Below are 16,447 nucleotides of genomic sequence, written 5' to 3'. Positions count from 1 at the left end.
AATCAAGACCGGCTTTTTTATGGGCAAGAAGGCGAAGTCATTTACCTGCTTCCACCACCAAATAATTTCGATACGAGCCAGATTACGATGCCAATTCCAAGTATAACAAGTAATGCTCCAGTCCAAGCGCCCGCTTTGAAAATATCGCCAACAACTTCGCAACTGGTCAGAAAGAAAGTAAGGAATAAAGCCACAAAGGCTATTGGAAAAATACGCAACAGAGTTTTCATAAACGTTGACTGAATTTTAGTGTAGTCGTTAAACCGTACGCCTTTCGACGATTGCCAAATTAACTAGCACAGATTCAGTTTGTTTAAAAACCCGTTTGTCAAAGATTCCACCAATATGTCCACTTCAGGACCAACGCCCGATTCCTGATCGAAAAAAAGCCGGGAACGTCTTGCCCGATCTGTGCAGAGTTAGGCAAATAATTGTCGGTATATACCAGAAAAAAGTCAGAAGCAGGTTTATACCGCCATTGCACACGAGCATTGATGTTCATGTTCTTTTGCTGCTCATTATACTGAATAAAGGTGGTCAGATACAGCGTATTGGTCATTGTTAAATCGAAACGGGGACTGATAAGCCAGAACGTTGTTTTGCCCCAGGGCTGAGGCAATCGTATGTCGTTATAACTCAAACTAGCCGCTAAGCTAACATATGGCTGTATTCGAAAGCCCAGGTCAGCAGTCAGATTCAAACGTGTACCATTTGCGTAATATCCACCATAACGTGATGAAAAACCATACGTAAATACACTCTGTGGTTTTGAGTCAAAATCAGTACCCCAGGCCGTCCAATTGTGTTCGGTACCCGTTGCCAGCGTTTCACGTCCGGTATTCGTTGGGTCGAAGGGCTGAAGCAGCCGGACATAATCCGTAGCCACCCAAGCTGTAAAAACGCTTCGACTGCGGAAGGTAATGGCATAACTTAACATACTTTCGTTGTCGCTCTGTTTCCAGGCTGGATCGAAGAAGTAAGTTGATGTGAGCGTTGGCCCGTGATTTAAAACCCCACTGCCGGTTGGAAGAAAGGTATAACCAAACGTACCCATACCACGATGATAGCCCCGGCGAGGAACATAACCGGCCTCAGCTGTATAGTTTTTACCCACCGATTCAAGCTGCCCACCGATCAGTAATTTACGACTGAAATACTGCAAATTGGCCGCATAAACGGCATCATCGCCCGATTGATCTGGACTGAACGATTTCACATACAATGCCTTCCCGCTCCAGAGGTTATTGGCTGAAGCCAGATTATATTCCAGGCCAAAATTTCGGTTATAACGCGAATAAAGCGGTTTATTAGCCTCAGGTTGATACGAAAGCGACTCTTTATTAACAAACATCATCCCGATGTTGGAACGGGCAAATATCCGCCGTTGCAAAGCTATCACCGCGAAATTCTGTGCTGGCAAACCCGTATCATCCACTCGACCAGTTTGCATATCCATGACTCCCAGTCGCCAATCTTTGTTGAGTTTTCCACTCAGGCGAGCACCGAAGCGAATGGGAACGCCCCCCAACCCAATTCGGCGACTGAAAAACGGGCGAATGGTTGAATACCCGAAATTGGTAAACTGATCACCATTCTCCAGAAAAAACTGTCGTTTCTCCGGGAAAAATAATTCAAACCGATCCAGATTGGTTACCTGTTGATCGACATCTACTTGCGAGAAATCGGGGTTTACCGTCAAATCCAGATTAAGTGATGAGGTAACGGCGACTTTCGCATCAAGGCCCGCATCGAACCGGCTATTTGTTGGGACATTATTCTGATAATCACGAGTCAGCCCGGTAAGGGCATACGGAATAATTGAAATATTCGGGCCTGGTTGTGGCGGTGCCTGGTCCCAAACCAGCACGCCAGTCAGTGCTAGTGAAGCAGTCGGAAATTGGCGTTGGATAGGTGTCCAGGAAGATTTTTCGGTTGTTTTGAGGTCCTGGCGGCTGAAATTAATTCCCCACCTCGTAATTCCTTTTTTGTAGCGGATCGTTTTAAATGGAATGGCTAATTCCAACACATATCGATCTGGATAATTCCGGACAATGGATGTCCATTTATTATCCCAACTCAGATTCGCTTTACCACCTTCATACAATAATCCATCCCATTGCGCTCCAGCGGCATTCGTACCAAACGTAAATCCGTTGGTCTGATCATCGAAGGTATCCATGAAAAAAATGAAGTTATCATTTTTTACAAACGCCCAATCGCGCCGGAGCGACTCGACCATGTAAGGCCCTTCAACATACCCATGATAGCAGATGGCACTCAGGTAGATATTATGGTCATCATAGGCCATCCGAACATCCGTTCGTACACGGGCCCGGCTGGTATCCATCGGCAACACCATCCAGAAATCGGTAGCAATTTCTGCTGATTGCCAGGCGAGTTCGTCAATAGCTCCATCAATAATGATGGGTGAGCTAGCCCGGTTGATGTGAAGCTGATAATTCTCGTTTTTTTTCTGGGCCAGTAGAATCGATTGGCCCAGGGAGATATATAAAAATGAAGCAACAAGTAAAAATTTCACCAAGCAGTGCAGTTAAATAAAGCTTATTCTAAAAGCAAAAATAAGGCTGATTTACCACATTGCGCCGGGAAACAAAATTATACCTGTATATCGGCAACCAAATTGACTGCTTTACGCCATCAGGCAATTCTTAATCCCCATCCGTCATTGCAGGATCTGGTTCGGTGCCATCGTTATTGCCAAGCGAATCGTCGTTGCCGTAAGAATTCGTATCAGGTTCCATATTCGGACTACCCGAAGGCTTACCCATACCATCAGGTCCGCTATCGACATCACCAACCAGATCAACTGGGTTATAATCTTCATTAATCATGATGCTCTCATCGGGCGTTTGTGCGGGACCGTCTGTATCAGGGTTAAACGTCTGCGATTGGCTATTGAGCATTGCATCCTGATTCACATTTTCCATAATTGTTGCAGGTTAATTTTATAGGATAACCCATTCGACCTCGTTCAGTTTATTCTTTTAGCACAAATTATCGCACGAGAGCCTCGAGGTCACTTATGGAAATAATACCGTCATTGTTCCGACAAGTAACGCCAACCCGAAAATGATCAGCAGTCCAATTAGAACCGTTTTCAGTAAACTTCCTGGCCGTTCGGGTTTCTGGTTCATACTCGTTCAATTTATCATGGATCATTACCGTCTGAATAGCAACCTGTTATATATTCATTCGCGAATTCAAAGCGGAATATTACCGTGCTTTTTCTTCGGCATACTGGCTACTTTATTTTCCAGCATCTGAAAGGCTCGAATGAGTTTCTGACGCGTTTGATCGGGCATGATCACTTCATCGATATAACCGCGATGGGCAGCCCGATATGGGTTAGCAAACTTCGCCGTGTATTCCTGAACTTTCTCCTGCAACTTTGCCTGCGGGTCTTCTGCCTCTGCGATTTCGCGTTTGAAAATAATTTCCGCAGCACCGCTAGCGCCCATTACCGCAATTTCAGCCGACGGCCAGGCATAGTTCATGTCGGCACCAATATGTTTGGAATTCATAACATCATAGGCCCCACCGTAGGCTTTGCGCGTGATGACAGTTATACGGGGTACCGTTGCCTCACAAAACGCGAATAATAATTTAGCGCCATTGGTAATGATGCCATTCCATTCCTGATCAGTGCCCGGCATAAATCCGGGTACATCTTCAAGAACCAAAAGGGGAATATTGAAACAATCGCAAAAACGCACGAAACGAGCGGCCTTAATACTGGCATTGTTGTCCAGAACCCCCGCCAACACAGCGGGTTGATTCCCAACAATGCCAATGCTTCGACCAGCTATTCGGGCAAATCCAACGACAATATTTTCAGCAAAACTCTTATGGACTTCCATAAAGCTACCCGCGTCGACCAATTCCTCAATCACCTCACGCATGTCGTACGGTTGATTCGGATTATCGGGAATAATGCTGTTCAATGCCGAACGTGTTTCGTCGATGGGCTCATAGGCAAGTCTCAGTGGCTCATCCTCACAATTTTGAGGAATGTAGCTTAGTAGCTGTTTAAGGTGCTGAATACACGCAATTTCATTTTCGCAGGCGAAGTGCGTTACACCCGACTTGACGCTATGCGTGCTGGCTCCACCCAGTTCTTCAGCCGTAACAGTTTCATGCGTGACCGTCTTCACGACGTTTGGGCCGGTAACGAACATATAGCTCGTATTTTCGACCATAAAAATAAAATCGGTAATGGCTGGACTATAAACCGCTCCGCCAGCACATGGCCCCATTATTGCTGACAATTGCGGAATAACGCCCGACGCTTTCGTATTTCGGTAAAAAATATCGGCGTACCCCGCCAGCGACAACACCCCTTCCTGTATACGGGCTCCCCCTGAATCATTCAGCCCTATAACGGGAGCGCCGTTTTGCATCGCCAGATCCATAATTTTACAGATTTTCTCTGCGTGCGTTTCCGATAATGCTCCACCAAATACGGTAAAATCCTGTGCATATACGTAAACTAACCGCCCATCAACGGTTCCGTATCCGGTTACTACGCCATCTCCCAGGTAATGTTCTTTATCCAGACCAAAATCACGAGTCCGATGCATGACGAACTTTCCGATTTCTTCAAACGAATCTTCATCAACCAGTAGGCCTATTCGTTCACGAGCAGTTAGTTTGCCTTTTTGATGCTGTGCGTCAATGCGTTTCTGACCACCACCCAGTTCAGCCTCAGCGTTTTTCTTCGCTAAAATCTCGGCATTCGATGGGGAGGATGCTAATAAAGAGTTACTATCTGAACGGCCTTCGGGTTGCATACAGGTGAGCTGGTAAAATGCGTAAGTTGGCAAAGTTAAATTTTCCTTTTAATTCCAACGATTCGAATTGATTTTGTCTCCCTATCTTCCTAAACGTATTTACACCATGAAGCGATTATTTTTAGCGGTTCTTCTCCTGAATGGCTTCATTCTATTGGATAGCTGTAAACACCCTTACGCCCCCGCTCCTCCCCAATCCGGTGATACCTACCGGCCGATTTATGCGTCGTATGCAGCCGTTCGTGAGATTCAGACGTTAGCTCCTCAACCGCTTAAAAATGTGGGCAAAATTTACGTAAAAGACAATTTCATGTATATCAATGAAATTGGTAGCGGGATTCACATAGTTGACAATCGGAATCCCGAAAAGCCCGTGCAAATTGCTTTTCTGGGCATTCTGGGTAATCAGGAATTAGCGATAAAAGACAGTACACTTTATGCTGACAACGTAACTGACCTGGTTGCGCTTAACATTGCGAATCCCCTTAATATCAAATTAGTGAAGCGAGTTGAAAACGCTTTCGAGTATTCAGCTTACCCGTTAGCGACCAACATACGGTTTGAATGTGCAGATCCTGCTAAAGGCGCTGTAATACGCTGGGAAAAGACCGATGTCCAGAATCCGCAGTGTTACAGGTAGCACCCTATCCATTTGATGGCACGATCAATTCTGCTTTAACCTCCTGAATTCCATGCGATCTATCTATAATCTACTCATTCTTTCGTTTTTTTTTCTACTCCTGTCTTGCAGTGCTGGAAACGATTCGGTTTCACCTGGCACCGGCGTTGGCGGTTCAACCGCCCGATTTACGATCAGCGGCAATACACTTTACACGGTTAGTAGTACGGCCTTACAAGCCTTCGATATTTCGAACAGTGGGAATCCTCAAAAAGGCACCAAAACTCCGCTTGGCTTTGGTGTCGAAACCATTTTCCCTTATCGGAACAATTTGTTTATCGGCACAGAAACAGGCATGTACATTTATGATATCAGTCAGCCCAATTCACCGAAGCGTGTAGGCATCTACACCCACATTCTTAGTTGCGATCCGGTTGTGGCTCAGGGGAATTATGCTTACGTGACGCTTCGAAGTGGAACGAACTGCCGAAATCAACAGATAACGACGAATAGCCTCGATGTTGTTGACATTAGTGACCTGACCAAACCCAAATTACTGCGCAGTTACCCGATGACCAATCCACATGGGTTGGGTGCCGATAGCACACTATTGTTCGTGGGGGAAGGCGATTATGGACTGCGAGTGATGGATATCAGTCAGCCAACAGCGATTCGCGAACTCCAGTACTTTTACGACACCAAGACGTACGACGTTATTCCGACGCAAAAGCGGCTCATTGTTACAGGACCGAAAGGAATCTATCAATATAGCTACGCCGATTTCAGCCAGTTAAAGCTACTTAGCGAGATTCCTGTTCAGCCATGAAAAAGTTGTATTTAATTGGATTTCTTGGCGCAATTTGGGCTGGCATATTAACCGCTCAAGCACAATCTGCTACGCAGCAGCTTTCGTATTCGACTGGTTATAAGCCTTCTCCGAAGTGGGTTGTAAAATTTGCCCCTCTTAGCCTGGTTGATCCTAGTAGTACCGTTGAGTTTGCCGTTGAACGGTTAGTCAGTCAACAACATTCCGTTCAAGCAGAATTTGGTTATGCAGGACCGGGTCTGAATCGTTGGGGAAATAGTGGTCAAAATTTGCGCTATAGTAATGGTCAGGTATGGCGTGGCCGGGCTGAGTGGCGTTATTATTTACGCCAGAACCAGGCTCCGTTTGGGAGTTATGCAGCTCTGGAAGGTATTTACAAACAGGTGAATGCCCTCGAAAACGGCACAGTTGGCATTGGATTCGAAGCCGGTCAGTATCAATACTATCAAATGTATTCTCTCCCTATTTCAGCGCAGGTTTGGGCATTCAACCTGAAACTCGGGAACCAATTTCCTTTATCAGCGAATAATCGACTTGTCGGCGATTTTTATGGTGGTGTAGGTCTTCGCCACCAAACTATATACGAACCTGATCGACCTGATGGATATACTTTTTATGCCCAGAATCCTTTATTCAGCCCGTTCTTAACAAATCGCTATCCGGCTTTAAGTGTGTCATTTGGACTAAAAATTGGCTATACTTTTTGAGTTTATTTTACCTCAATTCGCTAACTCTATTATTGCCGGGCTGAAAATTGGCGTTTCTTTGTAACAAACCGTGAACAACCGATTGAAAGCCCGAATTTTCTTTTTTCTGTTTTCCTGGCTGTTGCCAATCCTAACGGTCGCTCAACCTCTCGGCGGACAGCGTATCTTTTCGTTTCTCGACTTACCTACTCATGCACGAGTTGCTGCGCTGGGCGGACAAGTGGCAACTGCCATTCGACCCGACGGTTCCTATCACCTGAATAACCCTGCCCTGGCCGACTCCACTCCTACCAACCAATTGTCAATCAGCTTCATGCCCTATTTGGCCGCAGCTAAATATTATACTCTACAATATGGTTTGCCCATTCAGTCGAAAGGGAAATGGGCCGCTGGTTTGCAGTATTTGAGTTACGGCCAATTTGCCATGACTGACCCGGTTGGCAATACAATCGGCACCTTCACAGCCAACGATTATGCTCTGAGCCTAAGTCATGCCCGAACTGAAGGTGCTTTCACACTTGGAGCTACAATAAAAGCCGTCGGATCGAGTATCGAAATGTATTCGGCTTTCGGTGTTCTGGCCGATTTGGGCGTGGTCTGGCGACATCCCAAAAAAGAGTTAACCTTTGGATTGGTGGCCAAAAACGTCGGCTACGTACTCAAAAATTATAGCGCCATCGATGCTAATCTCCCATTTGATTTACAGGCAGGAGTCACGCTAAAACCACAACATGCGCCGATCCGACTGACATTAACGGCTCATCATCTCCAACGCTTCGACATTAGTTATAACGACCCAAACCTGAACGTTCGCTACGATCTAAGCGGTAATCCAATTCCCCAAACGACTAGCGTAACCGAAAAAATAGCCCGCCATTTAAGTGTTGGCGCGGAGCTACTGGTCCACCGAAATGTTCATCTATTAGTGGGGTATAATCACCAAAAACAGCAGGAAGGCAAACTCACAACGGGTGGTGCAGCGGTAGGTTTTTCGTTTGGTATCTCCGTGCAGGCCAAGGCATTTCAACTCACCTATGGTCGTTTTTCGACGGTCCCTACCGCAGGTACGAGTCAACTATCGTTGCGTGTTGATTTAGCACGACTTTCAAAGTGACTAATTACACCTTTTTGCTTAATTGATTTTTCGTTCGATGGAAAACTATTATTTAGGTGGGTATTACCTGATAAAATTGTCGCCCGTTGATTTATTTACGGGGCAGCCCCAAATTTACCAAACATGTAGTGGTTGCATTAATCAATATGCGTTTGATTATTGGTGTCTATCCACCAGCCAGCCTGACGAAAAATCAATTCAGGTACTTGATTTAACGCCAGAAAAAATAGTTCACATCAAAAAGTGGTCGGGTGAAAAGTATAAGCAGGGTTTCATCAAATGGGGTGACAACTTTTCTGATTTAACAACAGCCAAGTCATTCAAAAATACATTTTTCCCCGAATCGCCTGACATTCACATTTATGCGATTTATCTATCTGAAACGGATGCAAATTCGCTTTCATCCTATTTTCAAACTGAACCGCACAACAAGGGAGATTTTAGCCTGTACCATACCTTAGCGGAGAGAGTTGTAGAAGAAACTGATCCCAGAGAAGTCTTTATAGGTTACGATTTTATTGGCGTTGACATAGACGGCAGCTTTCATTCCTTTTACTGTCACGGCATTGGCAATGAGTTAGAAAGGCTATTCTCATTGTCCATCAATGAAAACGGGTTGTTCGACTCCGTCAAACAACCCGAGTTGATCAGGCAGTATCTAAATAGCCCAGAAGCAGCGGTCGAGCCGGTACCCTGGTACATCGCAAAAGTGAAGCGAATTGACGATCAATAATTCGTTTACAAACGATCAAAACCTCCCCACTCTACGCTGTAATGCATCCCGAGAAAGAGTAATTAAATGACCAATTGGTTTACCGGCCCGATAGGTAATGACCCGGAGATTAATTGGTCCTTCGGGCAGATCGATGGGTTGAGTGTATTTTGTTGAAAATTGGTCGGGCATGGTATCATCAATGGTGTAATAAATGTCCAGTCCAGGAATTTCGCCAGCCAGTTCCAGCCGTAGTTTTCCGTCTTTCATGCTGGTTCTGATGATGGCGTCATAAATCGCTTTTGAATAATTGATTTGAGCCACATCGGCACGGCTGAAGTGCGACTCCATACGTTCCACAAAATTGGCCCAGTTTTTAGTTTCTTTCGGCGACCAAAAAACCTCCGACAAAGCCCAGGCGCGTGGATAAGTCATGTATTGTGCATAGCGTAATGTGGGAATCTGTTCCGTCCAGAGATTGCCCTGCCCACCCAAAATATACTTAGCGTCAACTCCATCTGGCACAGGCTCATAACTATAGGTTTTTTGCGCGCGTAGGTTCGCATAAATTGGCGGATCGATGGTCGGCTCGCCCTGGTTATAATCGAGGTAAGCAAACGTAGTTGGCGTCATAACAACATTATGACCAGCATGAGCCGCTTCGATTCCGCCTTTTATACCCCGCCAACTCATAACCGTGGCGCCTGGCGAAATACCACCTTCCAGAATTTCGTCCCAACCGAGTAGTTTCTTTCCTTTAGCCGTTAATATTTTTTCGACCCGGCCCATAAAATAGCCCTGCAAATCCTCAACGTGTCGAATATTAAGTTGCTTCATCAGCGCCTGACAACCGGGGTCATTAGCCCAATAACCTTTGTAACATTCGTCACCCCCAACGTGAATATATGGATTCGGAAAAAGGGCGGCCACTTCGGTAAAAACCTTATCCATAAATGCATACACATTTTCGTCAGATGGGTTCAACGTGTTTTCCACTTTCATTTTGAATGTGCCATTACCATACCATTCTGAAAAGGGCGTTCCAGGATTAACAAACACCTGCGCTTTCGTACAACTTAATTCAGGGTAAGCAGCCAAAGCAGCCATGCTATGCCCCGGCACGTCGATTTCTGGAACAATCGTTACATTTCGAGCCTGTGCATAGGCAACCACTTCTCGAATATCATCCTGCGAATAGAAACCACCTGAAGGCGTTGGCTCGCCTGGTTTTGGTTCAGCACGATCGCCAAAATGGCCGGAACGGGCAACCCGCCATGCTCCTACCTGAGTCAGTTTTGGCAACGATTTTATTTCGATCCGCCATCCATTATCGTCGGTCAAGTGCCAGTGGAACGTATTGAATTTCAGCTTCGCCAGTTGATCGATATATTGTTTGACTTCTTCTTTGGTGAAGAAATTACGACTGACATCCAGCATAATTCCCCGCCAACCGAAGCGAGGGTAATCAGTGATCTGAACAGCAGGTAACGTCCAGGTTTGCGTAACAACCGCCTTGCTTTCAATCTCTTTCGGCAATAATTGCATAAGCGTCTGTATGCCGTAAAACAATCCAGCGGGTTTATTCGCCGAAATAATGACCCGCTTTGGTGAAGCATCTAAAGTGTATCCCTCATCGCCCAGTTGAGTATTGGGAGTCGCATTCAAGTTCAGTTGAATTTTCCCGGAATTGCCTTGTTTGGCGATAAAACCATAGCTGGTTGGGCTATTCAATTGCATACTAAGCATATCGGCAACGGAGCGCCCATCGGCTTGGTTGTATTGAATGGTTGTTGATTTAGTAAGCGCAAAAACCCCTGATTGAGGCTGTACCTTAACGGGTTGCGGAATTAATTGAATCGGTGCCTGGGCGTAAGCCGAGACAGCACACAACACAAACAAAAGTATTCGACTGACATTCATGCGGAGAAAAATTAATGATTACAGGACAAAGCGAGTCAGGCTGAGATTTTAACGTTACCCTCACAAACTCCTATTTTTTATGTAGCATTGGCACAATTTTAAATTTCCTGCGTTTGTTTCTGAAAGGCGTGCTGTTTTTGCGCCCTCATTCTCTATTAATGGCTCATTCACTTAAAGACCTTACTCCTCGGCAAATTGTCGCCGAATTAGATCAATACATCATCGGCCAGAACGACGCGAAACGGAACGTGGCAATCGCTCTCCGAAATCGCTGGCGCCGGATGAATAGCAGCGCTGATATGCAGCGCGAAATCACCCCCAACAACATTCTGATGATTGGTGCTACGGGCGTTGGTAAAACAGAAATTGCGCGTCGGCTGGCCAAAATTGCAGATGCTCCTTTTATAAAAGTTGAAGCCTCCAAATTCACGGAAGTCGGCTATGTGGGTCGCGATGTGGAAAGTATGGTACGCGATCTGGTCGAGCAATCGGTCAACATGGTGCGCGCGGCCAAGAAAGAAGCCGTTCAGATAAAGGCGCAACAACAGGTAGAAGATGTCATTCTGGATATATTGATTCCACCCGTGAAGCCCACAAACGGCCAACTAGGTTTCGAGAGCGAAAAGAAAGATGCTGATGCTGAACTAAACGAGCGTACTCGCGAACGCTTCCGGGAGAAAATCCGCTCCGGTGAAATGGATGATCGCAAAATCGACATCGACGTACAACAAAGCCAGACGCCGAATATTGGCGTAATGGGTGGAACGGTTGATGATCTGTCGATGATGAATATTCAGGAGATGATCGGCAACATGATGCCCAAACGTGGTAAAAAACGCAAAGTGAGCATTGCTGAAGCGCGCAAAATTCTGCTGGAAGAAGAAGCCGCCAAGCTCATCGACATGGACGAGGTGAAGGAAGAAGCGATCCGAAAAGCTGAAGATGCCGGGATTATATTCATCGATGAAATCGACAAAGTAGCATCTGCGCGTTCGGGCAATGGCGGTGGTGGACCTGATGTCAGCCGCGAAGGGGTTCAGCGCGATTTGCTTCCAATTGTAGAGGGCAGTGCTGTCAACACCAAATACGGAGTTATCCATACCGACCACATACTATTTATTGCCGCTGGGGCTTTCCACGTTGCGAAACCTAGCGATTTGATTCCAGAACTGCAGGGTCGTTTTCCAATTCGGGTTGAGCTGCAAAGTCTGTCAGAAGACGATTTCTATCAGATTCTGAAAGAGCCCAAAAATGCGCTTACAAAGCAATACGAAGCTATGTTGGCAGCCGAAAGCGTCGAACTTACGTTTCAGGATGACTCCCTGCGAGAACTAGCACGGGTTGCGTTTGAAGTTAATAGTGAGGTAGAAAATATCGGTGCCCGTCGTCTGCAAACCGTCCTGAGTCACCTCATGAACGACTTCATGTTTGAGATTCCTGACGTGATTGGCGCTAATGCGAAAGTCGTCGTGACGAAGGAACTGGTCAGCGAAAAACTTAGCGGTCTGGTAAAAAACCGCGATTTAAGCCAGTTCATATTGTAAACGTTTTTGTCATACTGACGAAGGAAGCATCTTAAGGTCTCCTTGTTAATTCGTTTGGACGCTTTAAGATGCTTCCTTCGTCAGTATGACAAAAAAGCCTTTCAAGATAACTTCATATCGTAAATCAGCTTTTCCGTTTGCGCAATCGCCCGATCAACGTCGGATCGTTTTCGGTCAGGAGGGTCGAAACGATTGAAGGGAGTCAGTTCGATAACGAATGTTTCTTCAATCGTTTCGTCGTCAATGGGTGTATAAAGTTTGTAGCCTATCAATTTGACCGGCATTAGTCCGTACCGGCCTTTGAATCGAGTAAGCAATGTGGCCACCAGTTTTTCTACCTGACTACTCGAAATACCTGTATTCGGAACAAAGCGCACATACGCCTGATTGCGATCAACAATGGTTTGTTCTTCTGGCAAAAAATGGCCTTCGCAACTTGAAAATGTCCGGATAATACCCGTTTGATTTAGCGCATCGACGAGTGGTCGAATTCGTGGCTCAATAGCATCCATTAGAGTTCTTCGTCGAGCAAGGCAACCTCGTCTGCACCATCCATCCTGCGACGCTTCGCTTTCAATCCTTTTTGCCATAACCACCCTAAATAGCCCACGGCAATAAGCGACAGTATACCTGATACCGCAAACGAACCGTTGATTCCCAGTTGGGCAGCGACATGATTCAGTAACCAACCTGACCCTAGAGCCCCCAGTCCGATTCCAGCTTCGAGTGCAATATACATGGTAGCCATTGCCCGACCCCGTGTGTGTTCGTCGCTTAAATCCGCTGTCCAGGCTTGCACTGTTGGCGAATTCATTCCCCACGACATACCATACAAAATAGCTGCTGTCCAGAATACGATCGGCGAATCAGCTACAATCAGTAAACCCATCGAAATCGCTAACACAATTGTCGAAATGACCAGAACCGGAATGCGCCCGTACCGATCCGACGACCGGCTAAATATTATCCGAACGACCAAAGATGCTACGGTATAAACCGTGAAAAACAGACCCTTATTCGTAATGCCTAAGGAAGTGCTCACCGTCGAAATTACCGTCAGGATAACACCCGACGAGAACGATTGCAATAACAGAACCGTAAACGGCGGTATGGCCTGTTTATCAAAAATCTCGTCTTTTTTCAGCTTCAATAAACCAAATCGAAAAGGTTGGGTATTCGCCAATGTTTCAGGCATTCGAAGCAAAATACCGATGGAAAGCAGGGCAAATGCCGAAGATGTCCAGAACATGATGTTCATAGAAAAGCTGTTGACCAGCCAACTTCCAATGGCAGGTCCCAGCGACATTCCCATTGCTGTAAATAACCCTAACATCCCCATCGCTTCGCCCCGACGATTCGCCGGAACCACATCGGCAACGTAAGCAGCGGTAGCGGTAGGTTTAGTACCTGTCGAAAATCCGTGAATGAGTCGAAGCGTTAGAAATCCCCAGACAGTAAGTAAATACGGATACAAAAGCCCGCAAATAAAGCAGACGATCGAGCCAAATGCCATGACGGGCACTCGCCCAACGGTATCGGTGATTTTCCCACTGAACGGTCGCGATACACCGGCTGTAAACGTAAAAAGTGCAATAATTAACCCTACGTACTCCTTCCCTCCCATCTTAACCAGATAAGCAGGTAGTTCGGGAATCATCATTGAAAAACTGGCCGAAAACAGGAAGTTACTGACCGACAGTAACCAAAATGAGAGCGTGTAAATTGAGGAGCCGCGTGGCGTTTGATGGGAATGAACTATCAAAACGAGTTGATTTGGTTCGCTCAAATTTACGATTCTTTTCTGAACTGAAACGAATTGATGACGCTAAACAATGTGCATTTCCCGGTGAGAAATAGAACTTGAGTATCTTTGTTTTTGTAGGAATCTCAACCTACGCTTTATCCAACCTCATCTTTTCATGAAAGTCCTTTTAGTTGAAGACGAAGAACGGTTGGCCTCGTTTATTAATAAAGGAATATCCGCCGAAGGTTACGAAGTTGACGTAGCACATGATGGACGCGCCGGACTGTCGCTGTTTCGCCGGAATATTTATGACATTATACTTCTGGATGTCAATCTTCCGCATATCAATGGTTTTGATTTGTGTCAACTGATCCGGTCGGAAAATGAGAATATTCCCGTGCTAATGCTGACAGCGCTCGATAGCCTTTCCGATAAAGCAGATGGTTTCAATGCGGGGGCCGATGATTATCTGGCCAAACCGTTCGAGTTTCAGGAATTACTGTTACGGCTTAGAGCTTTGACACGACGGAGCGGTTCCAAACAGAAACAGATACTTCAACTGGCTGATTTAGAATTGAATCTGGACACAAAAACCGTGACTCGGGCTGGTAAACGTATCGACTTGACCACCCGCGAATACGCACTTGTAGAGTATTTGATGCTCAACAAAGGCAAAATCATTTCGCGGGTCGATATTACCGAACGGGTATGGAGCCTGAATTTCGACAACAACAGCAATGTCATCGACGTATATATCAGCTACTTACGCAAGAAAATCGACAAAGGTTTCTCCCCTAAATTATTGCATACTATTGTTGGAATGGGATATGTTCTTCGGGAAGACTAAAATATTTAGCGTTGAACGATGAGTGATGAGTTTGCTGACGCCAACAATCATATAATGCGTCAGCAAACTCATCACTCATCGTTCATCACTAACCTACAATCATGCTCATTCGCAACCGCCTGACAATCATTTTTACTCTGCTGGCTACGGCAATCCAGGTTACGCTATCGTTGCTGGTGTGGTACTTCTATTCGCTGTATCGGCAGGAGGAATTTTATAGTCGACTGGAATCGAAAGCTCGGGTAGCGGGTCGGGTGCTGATCTCCCGACGGCATTTGCACGATGATTTTTTTAAAAACATGGTACGGACGGACCTGCTCACGATTGTCGAGGAGCAAATCAGTATTTACGATCAGTATCATAAACTTGTATTTACCAATCGAACACTCAAAGAATCAGATTATTACAAAGAAAAAATACCCTTACTAGCGACCAATACACTTTTTGAATTCAAAAGTGGTCACCTCGAGTCCATCGTCATGCCCTACAGCGATCGAGGGCAACGGTTTTACATTTTTGCCTCTGGTTATGATCGGATTGGATTCTCCAAACTGGGTACGTTACAACAAATTCTGATACTGGCTAATCTACTGGGTTTTACGCTGATTGTATTGGCGGGCTGGTATTTTTCAGGTCGAGTATTAAAACCCATTTCGCAGATTGTCGATGAAGTCGAGCAGATTACCGCTACCCATTTGCACAAGCGCGTGAATGAGGGAAATCGTCGGGATGAAATAGCCCAACTCGCCATGACGTTCAACCAGATGCTCTTTCGTTTACAGGATGCCTTTGTTTCTCAGCGAAGCTTTGTTTCCCATGCTTCGCACGAATTGCGTACCCCTCTCACAAACACATTAGGCACGCTGGAAACGTCTCTGCGATACGACCAGAATCCAGCCGATTGGCGCGAAAGTATGGAAGTTGCTGTTGACGAGTTAAAAAAAGTAATTTCCCTGACGAATGGCTTATTGGGTTTAGCCAAGGTAACTGATGGAACCATTGCTTTAACATCTGTACAAGTCGATGATTGCCTGCTCACTGCCATTGAGAAAGTGCAAGCCAAATATCCAGACCGTAATCTCCCGCTTCGTTTTAAGACCAATGAGGAGGAATCGTTCACAGTAAAAGGCAACGCGACATTACTGACTACGGCTTTTTTGAACGTACTCGATAATGCCTGTAAATACTCCACCGAAGCGGTTTCTACGCAACTAAAAGTCCGAAAAGAGCAAATTATTGTAACTGTAGTCGACCAGGGACGAGGTATTACTACAACCGATGCATCTCATATACTTGATCCACTTTACCGAGGAAAAAATGTAGAGGATGTGCCGGGTTATGGCATTGGTCTGGCCTTAACCCAGAAGATCATCGACTTGCATCAGGGTTTACTTCAAATTACTTCAAACGTTAATCAAGGAACAACTGTTACGATAAATTTACCTTGTCAGGTATAAATCCTCCAACTCATTTTTAGCTAAAAAAAGCAACTGCGTATAGCCTGGAGAGTATACAATTCTCGGGCAGAAAATGCGACGAGATTAAAATAGGCCGTAAGGAATTTCCATGCCTATTAGTAGATATAATCAGTTATTAATTTTCCTAT

Annotated in this window: 15 protein-coding genes; 8 read left to right on the top strand and 7 right to left on the bottom strand. The window is 45.6% G+C overall.

The features are described from left to right. Nucleotides 1-41: 41 nt before the first annotated feature. The 4 genes from ACYVE4_RS24465 to ACYVE4_RS24450 form a co-directional block, all read right to left on the bottom strand. Complete coding sequence (locus ACYVE4_RS24465) at nt 42-230, bottom strand: hypothetical protein (protein WP_461042898.1); 189 nt, start codon at nt 228-230, stop codon at nt 42-44. A 98-nt stretch (nt 231-328) separates the two neighbouring features. Next, nucleotides 329-2,539 (bottom strand): carbohydrate binding family 9 domain-containing protein, encoded by a 2,211-nt coding sequence (locus ACYVE4_RS24460; protein WP_461042897.1) that lies wholly within the window; start codon nt 2,537-2,539, stop codon nt 329-331. Between the two features lie 130 nt (nt 2,540-2,669). Next, the gene (locus ACYVE4_RS24455; RefSeq protein ID WP_461042896.1) at nt 2,670-2,948 is read right to left on the bottom strand and encodes a hypothetical protein; all 279 of its coding nucleotides are present in this window, start codon (nt 2,946-2,948) and stop codon (nt 2,670-2,672) included. A 273-nt stretch (nt 2,949-3,221) separates the two neighbouring features. Beyond that, a complete protein-coding gene (locus ACYVE4_RS24450; RefSeq protein WP_461042895.1) occupies nt 3,222-4,808 on the bottom strand; it encodes an acyl-CoA carboxylase subunit beta in 1,587 nt (528 codons plus the stop codon). 106 nt (nt 4,809-4,914) lie between these two features. On the opposite strand from ACYVE4_RS24450, the gene ACYVE4_RS24445 reads away from it, so the two are divergent. From ACYVE4_RS24445 to ACYVE4_RS24425, 5 genes are all read left to right on the top strand, one after another. After that, the gene (locus tag ACYVE4_RS24445; RefSeq protein ID WP_461042894.1) at nt 4,915-5,448 is read left to right on the top strand and encodes a hypothetical protein; all 534 of its coding nucleotides are present in this window, start codon (nt 4,915-4,917) and stop codon (nt 5,446-5,448) included. A gap of 52 nt (nt 5,449-5,500) precedes the next feature. Next, nucleotides 5,501-6,253, top strand: coding sequence for an LVIVD repeat-containing protein (locus tag ACYVE4_RS24440; RefSeq protein ID WP_461042893.1), 753 nt, complete (start codon nt 5,501-5,503; stop codon nt 6,251-6,253). Continuing rightward, complete coding sequence (locus tag ACYVE4_RS24435; protein ID WP_461042892.1) at nt 6,250-6,960, top strand: hypothetical protein; 711 nt, start codon at nt 6,250-6,252, stop codon at nt 6,958-6,960. The genes ACYVE4_RS24440 and ACYVE4_RS24435 overlap by 4 nt, the downstream gene beginning before the upstream one ends. 70 nt (nt 6,961-7,030) lie before the next feature. Continuing rightward, nucleotides 7,031-8,074 carry a type IX secretion system protein PorQ gene (gene porQ / locus ACYVE4_RS24430; RefSeq protein ID WP_461042891.1) on the top strand — a complete coding sequence of 348 codons (1,044 nt, stop codon included), beginning with the start codon at nt 7,031-7,033 and terminating at the stop codon, nt 8,072-8,074. Nucleotides 8,075-8,111: 37 nt separating this feature from the next. Further along, nucleotides 8,112-8,807: a hypothetical protein gene (locus tag ACYVE4_RS24425; RefSeq protein WP_461042890.1), complete on the top strand. Its 696-nt coding sequence runs from the start codon at nt 8,112-8,114 to the stop codon at nt 8,805-8,807. 15 nt (nt 8,808-8,822) lie between these two features. Here the strand turns inward: ACYVE4_RS24425 and ACYVE4_RS24420 are convergent, their stop codons facing one another. Then, complete coding sequence (locus tag ACYVE4_RS24420) at nt 8,823-10,706, bottom strand: beta-N-acetylhexosaminidase (protein ID WP_461042889.1); 1,884 nt, start codon at nt 10,704-10,706, stop codon at nt 8,823-8,825. Nucleotides 10,707-10,864: 158 nt separating this feature from the next. Here ACYVE4_RS24420 and hslU point away from each other — a divergent pair, with 158 nt between their 5' ends. Further along, entirely contained in the window at nt 10,865-12,250 is a 1,386-nt protein-coding gene (gene hslU / locus ACYVE4_RS24415) for an ATP-dependent protease ATPase subunit HslU (RefSeq protein WP_461042888.1), read from the top strand. 101 nt (nt 12,251-12,351) lie between these two features. Here the strand turns inward: hslU and ACYVE4_RS24410 are convergent, their stop codons facing one another. Both ACYVE4_RS24410 and ACYVE4_RS24405 read right to left on the bottom strand, forming a co-directional pair. Further along, nucleotides 12,352-12,762: a hypothetical protein gene (locus tag ACYVE4_RS24410; RefSeq protein WP_461042887.1), complete on the bottom strand. Its 411-nt coding sequence runs from the start codon at nt 12,760-12,762 to the stop codon at nt 12,352-12,354. After that, nucleotides 12,762-14,012: an MFS transporter gene (locus ACYVE4_RS24405; RefSeq protein ID WP_461042886.1), complete on the bottom strand. Its 1,251-nt coding sequence runs from the start codon at nt 14,010-14,012 to the stop codon at nt 12,762-12,764. The genes ACYVE4_RS24410 and ACYVE4_RS24405 overlap by 1 nt, the downstream gene beginning before the upstream one ends. Nucleotides 14,013-14,169: 157 nt before the next feature. On the opposite strand from ACYVE4_RS24405, the gene ACYVE4_RS24400 reads away from it, so the two are divergent. Both ACYVE4_RS24400 and ACYVE4_RS24395 read left to right on the top strand, forming a co-directional pair. Further along, on the top strand, nt 14,170-14,841 hold the full coding sequence (locus tag ACYVE4_RS24400; RefSeq protein ID WP_461042885.1) for a response regulator: 672 nt from the start codon (nt 14,170-14,172) through the stop codon (nt 14,839-14,841). Nucleotides 14,842-14,942: 101 nt separating this feature from the next. Next, on the top strand, nt 14,943-16,298 hold the full coding sequence (locus ACYVE4_RS24395; protein ID WP_461042884.1) for a sensor histidine kinase: 1,356 nt from the start codon (nt 14,943-14,945) through the stop codon (nt 16,296-16,298). Nucleotides 16,299-16,447 lie beyond the last annotated feature (149 nt).

The organism is Spirosoma harenae (assembly GCF_054776975.1).
The sequence above is the reverse complement of the archived record's forward strand: the minus strand, read 5'-3'. Positions and strand labels throughout refer to the sequence as shown.